Raw genomic sequence first — 14,778 nt, 5'->3', positions numbered from 1 at the left:
ATTCAAAAGACATAGGGATGGTCAGATTGGCCGCAAATACCGAGGAAGTAAGGAACAACAAAGACACCCATTATTAGCTACAAAGACACCCATTATTAGCTGAGAGAACAACAAAGACACCCATTATTAGCTGAGTGAAGGCTCTAGTTGCCTGGATTACAGAAACACTGATGTTTTCACTGAGAGAAAATCATCTTTCAAACCTTTTGAGGGCCATTCAGTTATTGAAATGAGCGAAAAAGTCGAATTTCAGACACGATGGAGGTCGAATAAAGTTCGATTGGAGATAAATATCTTGGAGCCTCGGGGATTCAGCTAAACAACTTCTGACAATTAGCGGCTCCTTGTCTTCGTCGTCGTTGTAGGTGAATACAGTAGTCGGTAAGAGATTCCAGTGTACCCACTGGCCCTTTGAATAGACGGCTAAAATCAGTCGTTAACTTGAGCCAGTTGTCGATAGGGATGTTTAAACGATTCAAAATGGTTGTTGTGCCGGCAGTGATGTGACCGCGCTTGTCGTGGCGGATAATGCGCCCGGTATCATCGACCAGTTGTAGATAATCCTTGGCATCAAAGTGCAATCCTTGTGGCATGTTCAGCCGTTCATTGCCGACAAAGGGTAACAGCTCAGGTGTGTTTTTGCCTTGCATCGCGGCCCGTATCCGCCGTTGAATACTGGTATAGTCTGAGTCTTCCGGGATTTTGGCTATTCCCGCGCGGATAGGGTTCAGGTCAACATAAGCCATGCAGGCCAATACGGCTGCATCATCCAATAGCGCCTGGGATTTGAAGCGGCCTTCCCAGAAGCGACCACTGCACCCGTCTTCCCGATTGGCCTGTCTGGCAATAGGTTCATTGAGCGTCCGCATAAACCAACTGATATCCATCAAACGTTGGCGATAGACTTCAGCGGTTTGTTGCAGAGTGAGATATTCAATATCAGAAAGTGTTTCACCGCGCAGAAAACGCTGAGATAACAGAGTTCCACTGTAAAGCAGATGCCAACGCTGTAAAACCTGCTCCAATGTCCATTCAGTGGCGGTTTTCAAGTCAACTCTGAGCACCAAATGCAGATGATTGGACATGACTGCATAGGCACACAAGTCAATGGCGAACACTGCCGCCAGTTCCAATAGACGGGATTCAACCCAATCGCGGCGATGTTCATAGCTCTTGCCGGAATAATCATCAACACCACATAGAAAGGCGCGGCGTACACAGCGGGAGATGCAGTGATAGAAGGGAGTGTCCTCAAGACTGACTTGAGCATATCTTGGCCTCGGCATGGCATCCTTTCCTTTTCAAAGGCTCCATTCAAGCCTAGACAAGGTGAGAGAAACCTGCCAAGAATTATGGGTGTCTTCATTTTGATTAAGTTCAAGCCTAGACAAGGTGAGAGAAACCTACCAAGAATTATGGGTGTCTTCATTTTGTCTTTCAAAGGCTCCATTCAAGCCTAGACAAGGTGAGAGAAACCTGCCAAGAATTATGGGTGTCTTCATTTTGTCTTTTTGATTTTGTCAAGAATTATGGGTGTCTCCATTTTGCTACCTCCGGGTGCTCAAATCCACTACTGGTGCTTGAACGCAGACAGAAAGAAGATTAAGTTATTGTTTTACAGTGGGTGGCTTGATTTTTATATGTGGATTTGAATCTGCCAACAAGTTAAGGAGATGTAGTGTAAATGAGTGATGATTTATATGAGGTTATATATTTCGACCAACATTTGATTCTTAAAAAAAGCTTATATGAACAAGTGCCTCATAGTGGATTAAATGTGGCTTTTAGTTCTAATGAAGGTGTTATTCTTAGACCTCATATATATTTTCGCCCTATCAATATGACTGATACTTTTAATGAATATAAGTTCTCTGAATTAATATTTGAATGTTACGAAGGAATGGCCAATGTTGTTTCTCAATTAGTTGAAGAGAACGATGAGAAAGTCCACGTAATTACGCGTTATTTTATGAGGCACGACGATGAGAATGGTCGTTTATTGGGGGATAAATTCATATACAAAACGGAATATTACACTTTTGAATATCAAATTGAAAACTCTCTAGTACCTATCAAAAGTGCCTGTACTCCTTTGAATCCATTAGGTTTATCCTGTGAAGGTACGCTGGAGTGTTGGGTAGCAGAGATCACCTTGGATAAATATTTTTCTTTACTACGATAATCGTGGTTTTACACATAAAAAACTGCTAAAACGGACGCAGGAACATTCGGTGGTTTTGGTTCTGAGTGTGATTGGCTTGTAGTGGCCAATTAACTTGACCACTACACTGTCAGTACAAGTCTGAGCTAGTGCAGGTAATATTCGACATCGACAACGATTGGAGTGGGTCATTGTTTTTATTTGGCGACTAAACAATAACTCTCCAACCGTTTTCATTTGTAGTCCACGCTAATCTGCGATGAACCTAATTTTTACATTCGTTTTTATACCGCTTCTTCGTTTTCTTCACCGGTACGGATACGAATAATGCGTTCGATATCGGTCACAAAGATCTTACCGTCGCCGATTTTACCGGTACGGGCGGTTTCAACAATCACATCCAGTGCCTGTTCCAGCAGATCATCCTGAATCACCAGCTCTATCTTCACCTTGGGCAGAAAGTCGACCATATACTCGGCACCACGGTACAACTCTGTATGTCCCTTCTGGCGGCCAAAACCTTTGACTTCCAGAACCGTCATACCGGTTATTCCTATCTCAGCCAACGCCTCACGGACATCGTCCAGTTTAAACGGCTTGATTATGGCTTCCACTTTCTTCATCAGGCACTCCTTTAGGGCTTGGAATTCTTTTGCGACTCATGACTATTCCCACGGCAGTTTGACCGGAGAAATAGCTCGCGATTTTGCTTGTTCGGATACAATCGCAATAGCTTATCACGACATACTGCGGGCAAGAAGTGATTGTCCGCTCAGATGAAAAAACCAGGCATATTCTTTAGTAGTAGCCATGATCAACTCGGTGTACTTATTCATCCCTTAGGTAAGCAAGTGCAATATTTAGTGCAAACTCATCTAAAAGGACACCAGAGCCGAGCCTCTGCCTGGACTAAACTAACACTCAGGTTCGCCGGATGCGGACCGCCCAATGCTCAAGGATGAGATTATGCGTCATTTACCACTTGGTTTTTCGCTGCTGGAGGTCATGGTCGCCATGGTGCTGCTGGCAATACTGGCCTCAGTCGGGGCGCCATCACTCAAGTCGCTCTACGAAGGTTATCGCGCTCAAACCGGTATAAAACAAGTACAACAACTGCTGCAATTTGCCCGTAATCAGGCCATTAGTTATGGCGTCAGAGTCAGTGTCTGTGCGCTCAAGGATGGCCGCTGTGAAGCCGATGCCTGGCAGCAAGGGATAACGGTTTTCAGCGACCGCAACGGTAATCTGACCCTGGATGATGACGACAAGCTGCTGTTTCAAAGCGGCGCTTTTGATAGCCAAGACATACTCAAGTACAACCGGAAAGCGATACGCTTTCTGCCGGATGGACTGGCGTCAGGAACCAATGGCACCTTCAAGTATTGTCCTGGTAAGGCTAATAGTCCCCACTCAAAAGCCTTGATAATCAATCAAGCCGGACGAATTCGACGCTCTCAGGATAAAAACATCAGTTGTCAGGATGGTTGATGCTGGTGGAATTAACGACCACTGCACAGGGTTTGCAAAGACTACTGTAATTAACAACTCATTCACTTATACTTAAGCGTAATCTATTCGTGTGAAGAGTTGACTATGGCTGTTGCACATTTTTCCAGTTCCAGAATCCGTGGCTTTACGCTGGTCGAACTCATGGTCACCATTGCTGTTGCCGCCATACTGCTGTCTGTGGGAGTTCCCTCACTCACTTCTTTATATGAAAGCTATCGCAGTAAGTCGGAAATAAGCCGAATTGAACAAGCCCTGTCCTTCGCCCGCAACCAGGCCATCAGCTATGGTATGGAGGTGAAAGTTTGTGGCTATCAGAGTGATACAGGTTGTGCCGCCAATTTTAATGATGGCCTCAAGGTCTATACCGAGGCCGGAGGCAGCGAAAAAATATTGCGGGTAGTGGAAGGCATCGACAGCAAGGATGCCATCGTGGGCAGCAATGTTGGCTTTCGTGCCGATGGCCTAAGCAACACAGGCGAAGTGACCTTTATCTATTGCCCTTCCAAGCAAGCCAATGGCTCAAGAAGTGTGACGGTTTCCAGCTCAGGGATGATCAAATACGGCGCTGATGGCCTGGCCTGCCCAATTTAAATGACAGAGGTCATGCCGGTTTCAGTAGAGTGAATCTATGTCAGAGCCATGCTTACAAGTCACTTTAATCTGATGGTGAAGTCAACAGGAAACCCACCTCACCTTCTTCAGTCAGCCCCAGAGACTGCCAACCAAGATGGCGATAAAAGCCTTCGGCGCGGGTACCCGGCTCGGTACTGAGTTGCAGCTTGCTACAGCCTCCGGCATGGAGCCAGTCAACCGCTTGCTGTAACAAGGCCTTACCTATGCCCTTTCCTTCCGACTCCGGCGCGATAAAAAGCGCCCAAATTCTGGCATCATCACGATCGCTACAGACAAAACCCAATAGTTGTGTTTCATCCTCTGCAACCCAAGTGCGCCGCCGACCTGTCAAATAGCTGAGATAGCAAGCTTGAGTGATCCGCCCGGGATCCTGCAGGCGGTTTTCGCGCACATTCAATCTCAACGCCATTATGGCAGGAATATCGCTTAACCTGGCGGTGCGTATGCTTGGGTTCATACAATGATAGTAATAAAAACTGTTCACCATGCTCAAATTAACGCCAATCCGGCGGTTATGTCCAGTCATCAATATATTGTTATCCCAAGAGAAGTTTACTCCAGCCAAGCCATAGAAAGTGGAGAAGGTAACACTGCCAAGCAGCAACCTATTACACTTGCTTACACTAAGGAACACATATCCGGCAACGAACGTGTAATTGTAAGAAGCCTGAATATACGCTAGGTTTATTCAGCTAATTCAGTCAGATAAATCTGGCAAACGTCAGTACACAAGGATGGTCGCTATGAACGAACAACGCCCCGACTTTATCTACCCTCCCGGCTCAGTGCTTATGCACTCTCCTCTGGTGTTAACCCAGGCCGATATGTACGGCTTTTTCCTCAAGGGCAAGCTTGCCAATTTGCAACAGAGTGTCGACCAAACCCTGAACCAGGTCGCCAACAACAAGATGTATTTCAAGGTGTTGTCCCCTTATGTACTGACAACTTTCACTCAAATCGCCAAGGCTTATTCCAGTGTCGAGGTGGATCGCAACAAGGGTTGGATCCAGGAAACCGATATCATCACCTGGGTGATGGTGGGCAAACAGGCCAATCCAGATTCCGGCGAAATCAGCGAAATTCTGTTTCAGCCGCTGCATATCTGGGTCAATGATGCGATGGCATTGATCAATGGTCGCGAGCTGTTTGGTTATCCCAAATACGCCTGCGAATACCGGATGCCAGGCGTAGATGAGCCGCTGACAGAACTGTCGTTGGCGGCCAAGAGTTTTCAAAAATTCTCCCCGGATGCCGAGCTGGCAATGGCACCACTGCTCCAGATTAAGTGCAGGCCGCAGCAGGAGAATGCCCTCTCGCCACTGGAAGCCATAGGCCAAACCTGGGACTTTATTCAGGCCCAAACCGACTTTATTCCCGATCTGGATGCTCTTGGGGCCGAGCAGGTATTCGAACTGCTGTTCAAACCGGCGGTGGAGCAAGTTTTCCTGAAGCAGTTCCCCGACGCTTCCGGCACCAAGGCGGTATATCAGGCGCTGCTGCAGGCGCCCGCCAGAGTCACCAAGGTGCATCATCTGTCGCTGCTGGATAACTCCCTGGTGGCCACAGTCTTTGCCAACGACAGCTTCCCGCTGGCCGAAACCCTGGGGGTACAGCTCGGCGAGCAGCAGGTGTTGCTGCCCTACCATGTGAACTTTGACTTTGAGGTGCCGCCGGGCGAAGTGTTGGTGGACAACTCTATAGTCAAAAAAGAGAAAATTGCCATTCTCGGTGGAGGCGTTGCCGCCATTACCGCGGCCATGTGCCTTACAGAACAACCTGGCTGGCAAAACCGGTACCAGATAGATATCTATCAACAGGGCTGGCGCATTGGTGGCAAGGGAGCCTCCGGGCGCAATGCCGCCATGGGGGATCGTATCGAAGAGCATGGGCTGCATATTTGGTTTGGGTTCTACCAAAATGCCGCGGCCCTGATGCGCAAAGCCTATGAGGAACTGGGGCGAGCGGATGACGCGCCGCTGGCCAGCTTTGTCGAAGCCTTCAAGCCCCATAACTTTATTGTGCTGCAGGAACAGATAGAGGGGCGCAGCCTGAGCTGGCCCATAGAGTTCCCGCCCATGCCGGGTATCCCCGGCGACAGCACTGAAACCCTGACGCTGTGGAAATTGGTCAAGGCGGCCTTTTACTGGATCCGTCAATGGCTAAAACAGATGGATGAAGTCGATGAGGCCGTGGCCAAGGATAGCCCCAGAGACTGGTTCACCCGCGACTGGTTTGAACGCCTGAACGATCGCATCGAAGAGGCGCTGGATGACGCCAAAGATAGCCTGGAAACCCTGGGGGACAAGCTGGAGTGCCGCTTCAACCAGCTGATAGGCCAGGAGTGTGACGATCACCCCCACGACACTGTCGAGGACGATGGCCTAATCGAGAGTGCCGTCGATATACTGCATCGGCGTCTCAAGCGCCGCTTTGGCGATCACTTGAGTGGCAATGACGAGCTCAGGCGCCTCTACATAGGTGCCGACCTCGGTCTGACCATACTCAAGGGGATGTTTGTCGATGGGGTATTCAAGGGTGGATTCGATGTTATCAACGGCTATGACTACCGCGAATGGCTGCGTCGCCATGGCGCCAGCGAGCGTTACACTGTCGATTCGGCACCGGTAAGGGGCTTCTACGATTTGGTGTTCGCCTATGAACAGGGCGATTTCTCCCGCCCCAATGTGGAAGCCGGCACCATAATCCGCTCCATGCTGCGAATTGCCCTCTGCTACCAAGGGGGCGTGATGTGGAAAATGCAGGCCGGCATGGGCGACACAGTATTCACCCCCTACTATGAAGTGTTGAAACGCCGCGGAGTGAATTTTCACTTCTTCCACCAGGTACAACAGCTGCAATGTCAGGGACAATCCGTCAGCGGCATAGAGATAGTGGAGCAGGCCAGCCTCAAGCCTGGACTCAGCGAGTATCAGCCGTTGGTGGATGTCAAAGGACTCGGCTGCTGGCCAAGCGAGCCTCTGCTATCACAACTGGATGAAACTCAAGCCAGATTAATTGCAAAAAACCGGGTTAACCTGGAACACTTCTGGAGTGATTGGCCGCAGCTGTACCAGCAAGAAACCGGTCGCGCTCTGCCGGTGAAGCAGCTGCGTAAGGGGGTGGATTTTGACAAGGTGATCTTCGGTCTATCCATAGGCGCCGTTCCTCATGTGGCTAAAGAAGTGATGCCCCAAAGTCCGGCGCTATCAGAGGCTGTGGCCAAGGTGCAAACTGTGGCGACCCAGGCCTATCAGTTGTGGCTCAACACAGATCTCAACGGTCTTGGCTGGCAGCTTTTTCCGGCTTCCGGCGAAGAGCCTGTGCTGTCGGCCTTCAGCGAACCCTATGACACCTGGGCCAGTATGGATCAATTGATTGACAAAGAAAGCTGGCCGGTAGGCCGCGTCAAGAATGCCAGTTACTTCTGCTCGGCGCTGCCGGTTGCCGAATACCCCCCCAGAGAGCAGAGCGACTTTAACCAACAAATGAATGCCGTGGCCAAGTCCGGGGCTCTGGGGCAACTCGAGCATCAAATAGGCAATCTCTGGCCGGAAGCCCAAAATGGCTTTGTCTGGGATTGGCTGCACGACCCGGAGGAACGTCAAGGACAACAGCGCTTTGACAGCCAATACTGGCGTGCCAATGTCGACCCGTCCGAGCGGTATGTGTTGTCGGTGAAAGACAGCTCGCGTTTTCGCATCACCACAGACGGTACTGGGCTGGATAACCTCTATGTCACCGGTGATTGGATAAAAACAGGGCTGAATGTGGGCTGCGTCGAAGCCGCAACCATGGCGGGTATGCACACCTCCAAGGCTATCTGTGGCTATCCGCGCCATATCAAGGGTGAGGAAGACTTCTGATAGGCATCCAGGCGGGATTTAGCCGGTTCGACTCAGCTATGAGCTTGCTCCGGACTGAGCTGCTGACTTAGCGCCGGACTTAGCCCAGGAATTAGTCCCGAAATTAGCCCCGAGAGTTCAGCGGGGCAGGCCTTCGGCTGCGGCCAGTTGTCTGGCGTGCAGCTCACGACGACGCAGACTCTTGCACTGATACAAGTCTTTGTCAGCGGCGCGGACCCAATCCTGGACCGTTTCTTTGTCTGTACTGGCCGCAGAGCCATGATTGACACAGAGCTCGGCAAAACCTTCACTGGCAATACGCTGCTCCAGCCTCGGCAGCAAGTTCTGCAGTCGCTGCCCCTCGACTTCCGGCAGTAGCAAAGCAAAGTCATTGCCACTAATGCGAAAAGGCTTGAGCTTGGCTTCAGACCAGCTTTGTAGCTCTTCGGCTACCGCCAACAGCAATCTGTCCCCTTCCCCATGTCCCAGGGTGTCATTGACCCGTTTCAGCCCCTCAATATCCAACAATACCAACAGGTATCCCGGCTTGGGCATGCCACTACTCAGGCAGGAATCCGCCAGACTCTCATCATAGGCCAAGCGGTTGGCAAGACCTGTAAGGCTATCACTGCGAGCTCGTTCCCAAGCGATACCCAACTTGCGGATATACTCCTGGCGCTCCTCCGACAAGAGTTTGAGCTTACTTGCCAACGCCAAGGACAGCAACAGAGCATCGGCAGTGCCACCCAGCAAAGTTGCCAGCTCGGCATATTCAAAAAAGTCCGGGGTGATACCCATGTTACCAGGCAATATGATGATTGCCGGCAGCAGCAAACAGCTGAAGGCCATTATGAAATAACGCGCCGGCGAGAAGCCTTTCATCAGACAGACATTACCGCAAACTATCGCCAGTCCAATCCAGAGCATAATAAGCACTGAAGCAATAATCGCCGTATAGGACAAGAACCAAATACTGGTGGGCAGAGCCAACACACAGGCCCACAACAAGATGCGACTGAGGCGCCAAAGCTTGGGCGAATAGAGAGAAAGCTGCAGAAAATTATTATAGAACAAAATGTTCAATATGGGCAGGCTGATAAAGAATAGGTGATGCAACTCGAGTTGCCGGAACTGAAACAAGTGCGCGGGCAAGTGGAAGGTCAAGGCCCAGCCGCCGAAGTAAGCCAGCACATAAAGACCGTACCAAAAGAACGCCTTGTCACGGGTGGTAAAGAAGATGAACAGGTTATAGCAGGCGATAAAAATCAAGCCCCCGAGACATAGCACCACGGCTGTGGCATGTCTGTCGGCGCTGAGCCTGTGTTCTATTTCAGGAGCCAGGCGGATCTCGGGTGCCGATGAGTAGTAACGGCTCTCAACCTTGACCACCAGCCAATAATCTATCCCCGGCTTGATGGTGAACCGCCTGCCATAATCAAACAGATACTGATAGTCGGCATCATAGCCCGAGTGGGCTTGCTGTTTGCTACCATCTTGCCCCAGCAGCAAAAGATCTATGGATTCTATAATGGAGTTGCGTACGTCTATGACCCAAGTCTGTTCACGACTTGCCACTCGTAAGGGATGCACCATCCAGTAACTGCCGCCGGTCAAACTCAGGCTGGTTTCCTGTTGCGCCCGGATCCAGGCTGGTACCGCCTCGAACGAAGTCGGTGCCAACTGTTGTGGCTCAGCCTTGAGAATGTAGCTGTTGTCGAGCACCTGAGTGGCCCAGGCACTCACACTAAACTGGAGCAGAACAAACGCCAGCAATAGCCTGAGCAGGGAACCTGGGTGTTTATCCATATTGAAGGGCGAACGTTTGTCTGTCGGCAAATCGATTTCCGTCCAAGACCATGGCGCTATCCTTATCCTTGAGTACACAAACGCCCAAGGCACTGAATCTATTTTTTATTGTTAATGATTTAACTCTATTTCGGTGAACCACATTTTGCAATCCAGCTCACAGCATTCGTGATAAAATTCTGTCAGGAAATGCCAGTTTGCCACGCTCCGGTGACGAAAAAGTGTAATTTCAGTCGATTCTGACCCTATCCCCCACCAACTTGAGCATTTCTGTAGCGACATCCACTTGGTCATCCAATACTAAAAAGTACCATCCCACAGTATTGCCTGTGCCTCTGATACTCAGATAGTTCCCCCAAAACTGCATCCCCGACTTGAGCAAATTATCACGACTGGCACGATTCTCTTCTCTAACTGTAGCAAACAATAGCCGGATCCCCATTTCCCGGGCGATTTGGATCCGTTTTTGGGTCAGGGCCGCCGCAATCCCCCGCCGTCTATAGTCGGGGCGCACCATTAAATATCCGAGCTCGGCGATATCTCCGCAACCGGCCTTGATCACAGCGCAGCCCACCAGCTCCCCGACTCCGTTTTGCGCCACTATCACGGCACGGGAGGCCATGAAGGCCTGATGATCCAAGGGGTGAGCATTATCATCGCGGCTATCAACCAAAGCGCAAGCGGCAGCAATCAAGTCAGGACTTTGGGCCAGGGAAACCGTGATTTCCTGGGCAGGATTAGGCATAAATACTCCTTTGGTGACTATACTTGGCGGATATGTGAGCTATCGAAGGGGACATTCCCCATAAAACCTAACCTCGGCTTAACCAGATTAACGTATGGCTACAGGTAAAAGCCGCAATTAGTTCGGGAAGGTGCGAACAGGTCCCATGTGTGCTCTGCGTAGGCTTACAGGCCAGGATGCAAGGCGTGATTCGCTGCAAATGGCCTTAGTCCTTTGCAAGAAGCACAACACAGCAGACTGGCCTGTAAGCCACGCCCTTCGGGGCTTACACTGCAACCGGCTCTCTGCGTTATCCGACTTTGACAGGCCCCGGCATGCCTTCAGTCAGATGCCTTGAACGCCAATTGCTGTGTAAGCCAGAGTGCCACGAGGACCTGTTTGCACCTTCCTTATGTTAGCCCCATTGAGGGAGTTTGTGGCAGACAACAAACACAATTCTCTGAGTAACCCCGGGTAACCGGGCACTGTCACGCTCCGGGAACAACAAGAGGAACCAAGATGAAAAATCGTATTTCAAGTATCGCACTGCTTTGCGGCTCAGGCCTGTTGCTGACTGCCTGTGGTGGCAGCGACAATGATACCCCGCCGACACCAACACCCAATACCGCCAAAGTTAGCTTCGCCGTATCTGATGCCCCGGTCGACAGTGCCGAAAAAGTGGTCGTGGCGTTTGACAAAATTGAGCTGGTACGGGAAGGACAAGATAACATCTTCCTCGAGGTCTCCGGACCTAACGGCGAAGACTACCGCCAACTGGATCTGCTGGAGTATCAAGGCAGCGACAGCGCTCTCATCCTCAGCGATGCCGAGTTGGAAGTCGGCACTTATTCACAGTTGATATTGCATATACTGGATGAGTCCACCGGCTCAGATCTCAGCTATGTGATCGACGAAACCGGTCAAGTGCCACTCAAGCAGCCCAGTACCAGGCTGCGTTTAGGCAGCTTCGAAGTCGACAGCACCGGCGTCCAGCGCTTCACCATAGAATTTGACCTGCGCCGCAGCCTGGTGGAAAACAAAAATGGTCAGCGCTATAACCTCAAGCCCCACGGCGTATCCATAGTCAACAATGCGACTGTGGCTTCCTTGTCCGGTGAGGTAGATATCAACCTGTTCAACGCAGGTGAATGTGCTGCCGATAGCGGCAACTTTGTCTACCTCTATCCCGGCCACGATCTGGAACCAGCATTACTGACCGATAACCTGGATCCGGATGTCAACCAGAATGCGGTACCAGAAGGCGCCGTAGTGCCATATAACTCGGTCGAAGTGGAGTATGAAGCAGGTAACTTCGGCAAATACGCCTTTGGCTTTATTCCCGCCGGGGATTATACAGTGGCCTTCAGCTGCAGCGCGGAAAATGACGACCCAGAGCAATATGATGGTCTTATTATTCCCAACCCTGCCCCTCAGTTGCATCAGGTCACCCTGAGCAACCAAACCGATACAGTGCAAGACTTCAACGCCATTGTCGCCCAGTAGCTTTCAAAGCCTTTTGTGAAAGGGAGCCTGTGCTCCCTTTTCTTTTGACTGTCTTCTATTGAGCCCACTTTGCAGAAGTGGTCAATGCTGTCACATAAATAGCTAACGACTATAGATACAGCAAGGTTGCCAATCCAAGGAAAGTAAAGAAGCCAACAACATCCGTGACCGTAGTCAGGATCACCGAGCCGGAAAGCGCAGCATCCTGATTAAATTTCTGCAATATCATGGGTACTGCCACACCGGCCAATGCCGCAACCAGCATATTGACCAAAATAGCCACAGCAATCGTCATACCAATCAGGTTATCGTCAAACCAGAGCCCAGCCACCAAACCTATGAGTACGGCCCAGAGAATACCGTTGAGAGCCCCTATCCCAAGCTCGTTCTTCATCAAGGAAAACAGGTTTCCTATGGAAATCTGTCCCATCGCCATGCCGCGGATCATCAGGGTCAATGATTGCGAGCCGGCAATTCCGCCCATAGAGGCCACTATCGGCATCAATACCGCCAGCGCCACCACTTTTGCCAATACATCCTCGAACAAACCTATGGTGGCAGAGGCCAAAAATGCCGTCAGTAGATTGATCCCGAGCCAAATGGCGCGGCGACGAGCGCCCTTGACGATAGGCGCAAACAGGTCATCGGACTCATCCATACCGGCCGAGGCCATCAAACGCGCTTCATAGTGTTCTCGCACCAAGGCGGTTGCCGTTCGCAGCGTCAAGCGGCCGATTAAGGTGCCTTCTTCATCGACCACCGGCAGCTCAATGTCTGAGCTGTGCTCTATCGCTTCGGCGGCCTCTATCAAGGATGAATCGGCCGACAATACCCGGCTGTCCGGCTCGATAAGCGAAATAAGCGGGGTTTGCGGATCCTGACGAAAAATCTCATAGCGACTGACGGTTCCCTGGTAATGATTATCCTCATCCACCAGATAGAGGTTTTCGCAGCAATCCAAGTCAATACGGCGGAAAAAACGCTGCGCCTGTTCCACCCGGCTTTTGTTACTGAGCACCAAGGCCTGATGTTCTGTGTAACGACCTATTTCATTTTCCGAGTATTGATCATAAAGCTCATAGCGCTTGCGTTGCCGCTCCCCCATTTGTGCCAAAGCACGATCGATAAAGCTGTCGGGCAAATAATCGCTCCATTCGATCATCTCTTCAGCTGACAGTTGCGCCAGCAACAGATCCACCTCTTCCACCGACATCTGCCTAAGAAGGCTCATCCTGGGTTCGGCGCGCATCAAGCTGAGCACAGCTGACCGCTCAGCGAAGGCTATTTGATTCCAGCGATCATAGCGTTCATCCAGCGGCAAGGATTCCAGCAATAAGGCTATCGTGCCAGGATCGGCCTCTTCTAGGATCTCACCAAAGACCTCGGCCTGAGCTTCGCCCTCCAATAGCGTTAACTGCTGTACCACCTGCCCCACTTCTGCTTGAGGTTGAAGCTCCGGCTCGACTGCTGTTTGTGTCACTCAACTCTCCTCTCTCTTTCTTTTTAGTATGCGCTTGGGTCAAAATTTAAATTGCGCACAAATAAATTACTAACAATATAGTTTGTGTTATATAGTAAAGCTTCAACCAAGGAGCCACTATGTCTAACTCAATATACGCTATCCCACTTGAGAATATCCAAGGACAACAAACGGATCTCAGCGAATTTCAAGGACGGGTCATGTTGCTGGTCAATACCGCCAGTGCCTGTGGCTTTACTCCTCAGTATGCCGGATTGGAAAGCCTGTATCAGGAATTCAAAGACCAAGGCCTGGTGGTACTCGGCTTTCCCTGTAACCAGTTTGGTGCTCAGGAAAAGGGCAATGAGCAGGAGATCCAGTCCTTCTGCGAATTGAATTTTGGTGTTAGCTTCCCACTGTTTGCCAAGCTGGAAGTCAATGGCCCCCATGCTCATCCCTTGTTTAAACTGCTCAAGCAGCAGGCCCCTGGCGTGTTGGGCTCGGAAAGCATTAAATGGAATTTCACCAAGTTTCTGGTCGATCGCCATGGCAAAGTCAGCAAGCGCTATGCTCCCACAACCAAACCCGAGGCTCTGCGTAATCAGATTATCCAGCTATTACAGGATAAATAATCAATTGAAAAATAAACTAATTAAAAAAACATGATTATTTTTCGCCATTCAGGGGGAACCAAAACATCACTGCAGACTCCAACATAGTGAGCAGTGAATTTACTTTTTCATGTTCATCATTCTCCCTAAGGGGCTTCTAGCGCGGCCCCATTGATCTTCGATAGATCATAAGGCAGTCCTTAATGGCTGCCTTTTTTTATGCCTGCCGGCTCCACAAGAAAAATCTCTTTATGGCTGAACTTTTTCTCTCCGAATAACTCTGAATAAGTGAAGCGATTTTAACGGTTTCATCATCATCTCCCTTTGGACTGAGATACTGGAGCTAGCGCCCAAGATCTTTGTCCCCTGCATTTTTTAGGCAGTCCTTTGGACTGCCATTTTTATTCTCTATTTTCATGCTGTTTGGAGACTTGCCTTTAATCATGCTTGGCATGTCGCAGATAAAAAATTTATCCACCAGGGAAACTTTTTCGGCAAAGCCGACTCTGAATAGCTGAACCTTTTTCAAG

At 50.1% G+C, this 14,778-nt stretch carries 13 protein-coding genes; 6 read left to right on the top strand and 7 right to left on the bottom strand.

Annotated elements, in window-relative coordinates:
• Nucleotides 1–311 precede the first annotated feature (311 nt).
• Nucleotides 312–1,286 (bottom strand): hypothetical protein, encoded by a 975-nt coding sequence (locus RC73_RS18930; RefSeq protein ID WP_039036089.1) that lies wholly within the window; start codon nucleotides 1,284–1,286, stop codon nucleotides 312–314.
• Nucleotides 1,287–1,684: 398 nt separating this feature from the next.
• Between RC73_RS18930 and RC73_RS18925 the strand changes: the two genes are divergently transcribed.
• Nucleotides 1,685–2,182 carry a hypothetical protein gene (locus RC73_RS18925; RefSeq protein WP_052248302.1) on the top strand — a complete coding sequence of 166 codons (498 nt, stop codon included), beginning with the start codon at nucleotides 1,685–1,687 and terminating at the stop codon, nucleotides 2,180–2,182.
• Nucleotides 2,183–2,445: 263 nt separating this feature from the next.
• Here the strand turns inward: RC73_RS18925 and glnB are convergent, their stop codons facing one another.
• Nucleotides 2,446–2,784, bottom strand: coding sequence for a nitrogen regulatory protein P-II (gene glnB, locus RC73_RS18920; RefSeq protein ID WP_025009956.1), 339 nt, complete (start codon nucleotides 2,782–2,784; stop codon nucleotides 2,446–2,448).
• A 343-nt stretch (nucleotides 2,785–3,127) separates the two neighbouring features.
• On the opposite strand from glnB, the gene RC73_RS18915 reads away from it, so the two are divergent.
• Together RC73_RS18915 and RC73_RS18910 are read left to right on the top strand one after the other, a co-directional pair.
• Nucleotides 3,128–3,649, top strand: coding sequence for a GspH/FimT family pseudopilin (locus RC73_RS18915; RefSeq protein ID WP_039036088.1), 522 nt, complete (start codon nucleotides 3,128–3,130; stop codon nucleotides 3,647–3,649).
• Nucleotides 3,650–3,754: 105 nt separating this feature from the next.
• Nucleotides 3,755–4,261, top strand: coding sequence for a GspH/FimT family pseudopilin (locus tag RC73_RS18910; RefSeq protein ID WP_039036087.1), 507 nt, complete (start codon nucleotides 3,755–3,757; stop codon nucleotides 4,259–4,261).
• Nucleotides 4,262–4,325: 64 nt separating this feature from the next.
• Here the strand turns inward: RC73_RS18910 and RC73_RS18905 are convergent, their stop codons facing one another.
• A complete protein-coding gene (locus tag RC73_RS18905; RefSeq protein ID WP_039036091.1) occupies nucleotides 4,326–4,760 on the bottom strand; it encodes a GNAT family N-acetyltransferase in 435 nt (144 codons plus the stop codon).
• A 286-nt stretch (nucleotides 4,761–5,046) separates the two neighbouring features.
• On the opposite strand from RC73_RS18905, the gene RC73_RS18900 reads away from it, so the two are divergent.
• Nucleotides 5,047–8,166 carry an NAD(P)-binding protein gene (locus RC73_RS18900; RefSeq protein WP_039036086.1) on the top strand — a complete coding sequence of 1,040 codons (3,120 nt, stop codon included), beginning with the start codon at nucleotides 5,047–5,049 and terminating at the stop codon, nucleotides 8,164–8,166.
• A 117-nt stretch (nucleotides 8,167–8,283) separates the two neighbouring features.
• Here RC73_RS18900 and RC73_RS18895 read toward each other — a convergent pair whose 3' ends face one another.
• Both RC73_RS18895 and RC73_RS18890 read right to left on the bottom strand, forming a co-directional pair.
• Complete coding sequence (locus RC73_RS18895) at nucleotides 8,284–9,951, bottom strand: GGDEF domain-containing protein (protein WP_039036090.1); 1,668 nt, start codon at nucleotides 9,949–9,951, stop codon at nucleotides 8,284–8,286.
• A 229-nt stretch (nucleotides 9,952–10,180) separates the two neighbouring features.
• Nucleotides 10,181–10,696: a GNAT family N-acetyltransferase gene (locus RC73_RS18890; protein ID WP_039036085.1), complete on the bottom strand. Its 516-nt coding sequence runs from the start codon at nucleotides 10,694–10,696 to the stop codon at nucleotides 10,181–10,183.
• Nucleotides 10,697–11,194: 498 nt separating this feature from the next.
• On the opposite strand from RC73_RS18890, the gene RC73_RS18885 reads away from it, so the two are divergent.
• Nucleotides 11,195–12,178 carry a DUF4382 domain-containing protein gene (locus RC73_RS18885; RefSeq protein WP_039036084.1) on the top strand — a complete coding sequence of 328 codons (984 nt, stop codon included), beginning with the start codon at nucleotides 11,195–11,197 and terminating at the stop codon, nucleotides 12,176–12,178.
• A gap of 109 nt (nucleotides 12,179–12,287) precedes the next feature.
• Here RC73_RS18885 and RC73_RS18880 read toward each other — a convergent pair whose 3' ends face one another.
• Nucleotides 12,288–13,658: a magnesium transporter gene (locus RC73_RS18880; protein ID WP_039036083.1), complete on the bottom strand. Its 1,371-nt coding sequence runs from the start codon at nucleotides 13,656–13,658 to the stop codon at nucleotides 12,288–12,290.
• 119 nt (nucleotides 13,659–13,777) lie between these two features.
• Between RC73_RS18880 and RC73_RS18875 the strand changes: the two genes are divergently transcribed.
• Nucleotides 13,778–14,269: a glutathione peroxidase gene (locus RC73_RS18875; protein WP_039036082.1), complete on the top strand. Its 492-nt coding sequence runs from the start codon at nucleotides 13,778–13,780 to the stop codon at nucleotides 14,267–14,269.
• Nucleotides 14,270–14,591: 322 nt separating this feature from the next.
• Here the strand turns inward: RC73_RS18875 and RC73_RS21285 are convergent.
• Nucleotides 14,592–14,778 (bottom strand): hypothetical protein (locus tag RC73_RS21285; protein WP_039036081.1); only part of this gene is annotated, 187 nt, incomplete at its 5' end.

The sequence above is a fragment of the Shewanella sp. ECSMB14102 genome, from assembly GCF_000813075.1.
In the GTDB taxonomy this organism is placed as follows: Bacteria; Pseudomonadota; Gammaproteobacteria; order Enterobacterales; family Shewanellaceae; genus Shewanella; species Shewanella indica.
This window is presented reverse-complemented; position numbering and strand designations above follow the sequence as displayed.